A 2,592-nucleotide genomic window follows, 5' to 3' on the forward strand; every position below is an offset into this window, starting at 1 on the left:
CGCTCCGGTGGGGGATCTCCGGACGTCGGCTGCGGAACTGGTACCCCAACGAAACTACGTGGTGCTGGTTGTCGATGCGGCGGGACTCGTGACGCTCGGTACCGAGGACGTAGAGCCCGCCGGCTTCGCGGACCTTGTCGGCCTCGTCCTTGATCTCGGCCTTGACGCGGTCGAACACCTCGTCCCAGGCGGCCTCGTACTCTTCCGGGGTCTCCGTCGGGGACAGGCCCTTGGCGTGCATCTCCTGCACGGCGAGGAACTCCGAGTTGCCACCGAGCATGATGTCGGTGCCGCGGCCGGCCATGTTCGTGGCGACCGTCACGGCGCCGAGGCGACCGGCCTGCGCGACGATCGCGGCTTCACGCGCGTGGTTCTTCGCGTTGAGGACCTCGTGCTTGACGCCCTTCTTCGCGAGGAGCTTCGACAGGTACTCGGACTTCTCGACGCTCGTGGTGCCGACGAGGACCGGCTGGCCCTTCTCGTGGCGTTCGGCGATGTCCTCGGCGACCTGCTCGAACTTGGCCTTCTCGTTCTTGTAGACGAGGTCGGTCTGGTCGATGCGCTGCATCGGCTTGTTCGTCGGGATGGGGACGACGCCGAGCTTGTAGGTCGACATGAACTCGGCGGCCTCGGTCTCGGCCGTACCCGTCATGCCGGACAGCTTCTGGTAGAGGCGGAAGTAGTTCTGCAGCGTGACCGTGGCGAGGGTCTGGTTCTCGGCCTTGACCTCCACCTTCTCCTTCGCCTCGATCGCCTGGTGGATGCCCTCGTTGTAGCGACGGCCCATCAGGATGCGGCCGGTGTGCTCGTCGACGATGAGCACCTCGCCGTTCATCACGACGTAGTCCTTGTCGCGCTTGAACAGGGCGACGGCCTTGATCGAGTTGTTCAGGAACGAGATGAGCGGGGTGTTCGCCGACTCGTACAGGTTGTCGATGCCGAGGTAGTCCTCGACCTTCTCGATGCCGGGCTCGAGCACGCCGACGGTGCGCTTCTTCTCGTCGACCTCGTAGTCCTCGCCCGGGGTGAGGCGGGTCGCGATCGACGCGAACTCGGTGAACCAGCGGTTGGCCTCGCCGGAGGAGGGGCCCGAGATGATGAGCGGCGTGCGGGCCTCGTCGATGAGGATCGAGTCGACCTCGTCCACGATCGCGAAGAAGTGCCCGCGCTGCACCATGTCGGACGCCTGCCACGCCATGTTGTCGCGCAGGTAGTCGAAGCCGAACTCGTTGTTCGTGCCGTACGTGATGTCGGCCGCGTACTGCTCGCGACGCTCGGCCGGGGTCTGGTTCGCGATGATGCAGCCGGTCGTCATGCCGAGGGCGCGGAACACGCGGCCCATGAGCTCGGACTGGTACGAGGCGAGGAAGTCGTTGACCGTGATGACGTGCACGCCGCGGGACGGGATCGCGTTGAGGTACGCGGCCGTCGTGGCGACGAGGGTCTTGCCCTCACCGGTCTTCATCTCGGCGATGTTGCCGAGGTGCAGCGCGGCACCGCCCATGAGCTGGACGTCGAAGTGCCGCATGCCGAGGGTGCGCTTCGCTGCTTCCCGCACGGCGGCGAACGCCTCGGGCAGCAGGTCGTCGAGGGTCTCGCCGTTCGCGTAGCGCTCGCGGAGCTCCTTGGTCTCGTCCTGGAGTTCCTCGTCGGTGAGGCTCGCGAAGTCGTCCTCGAGGTCGTTGATGGCCGAGGCGTACGCCTTCAGCCGACGGAGGGTGCGTCCTTCGCCGATGCGGAGGACCTTCTCCAGCACGTTTGCCACGTGAGCTCCTTACGAGATCGTCACGCGCGACCTGCGCGATGCGAACAGCCAGTCATGCTAGCAACCCGGCGACTCCGGCCGCTGTGAACGGAGCGGGTGTGCGCGGCCCGCGAACGGACCGCGCACACCCGGGTGCCGTCGGTGGTGCTGAGCGATCGTCAGGCGATCGCGACCGCCGGTTCCGATCCGGACGCCGCTGCCGGCGTCGTTTCGGCGGACGGGTCGTCGATGCCGATCACGCCGTAGTCCCAGCCCTTGCGGCGGTAGACCACGCTCGGTCGGTGCGTCTCGGCGTCGACGAACAGGTAGAAGTCGTGTCCGACGAGCTCCATGAAGTACAGCGCGTCGTCGACCGTCATCGGACCGGCCTCGAAGACCTTGTGCCGGATCACCACGGGGCTGTAGACCTCGTTCTCGTCGTCCTCGGCCGTGGCGTCCACGACCGGCACGGCACCCGTCGCGACGGTCTCGATGAGCTTGCCGTCGGCGGGGACGACACCCATCCGCTCGAAGGCGGTCCCGGAGGCCTCGGAGACCGAGGTCGGGCGGTGGCGCCCACGGTGCACCTTGCGGCGGTCGCGTGCCCGGCGGAGTCGCTCCATGATGCGGGCGAAGGCCAGGTCGAAGGCGGCGTACTTGTCCGATGCGGCGGACTCCGCCCGCACGAGGGGCCCGGGGCCGATGAGGGTCAGTTCGACGCGGTCCTCACCCTGCCCGCCCGACTTCTCGTTGTGGCGGCTGATGCGCACCTCGAACGCGAGGGCGCGGTCGGCGAGCACGTCGATCTTCTCGGACTTCTGTTCGACGTAGGTGCGGAATCGGTCGGT

General features: G+C 67.3%; 2 protein-coding genes. Both read right to left on the bottom strand.

Features of this window, described 5'->3' with window-relative positions; genetic code table 11:
- A partial coding sequence (gene secA / locus I5E_RS04510; RefSeq protein ID WP_261974856.1) for a preprotein translocase subunit SecA occupies nucleotides 1-1,765 on the bottom strand: 1,765 nt, incomplete at its 3' end.
- Nucleotides 1,766-1,923: 158 nt separating this feature from the next.
- Nucleotides 1,924-2,592 (bottom strand): ribosome hibernation-promoting factor, HPF/YfiA family (gene hpf / locus I5E_RS04515; RefSeq protein WP_022905939.1); only part of this gene is annotated, 669 nt, incomplete at its 5' end.

This window comes from Curtobacterium sp. B18, assembly GCF_000333375.1.
Lineage (GTDB): Bacteria > Actinomycetota > Actinomycetes > Actinomycetales > Microbacteriaceae > Curtobacterium.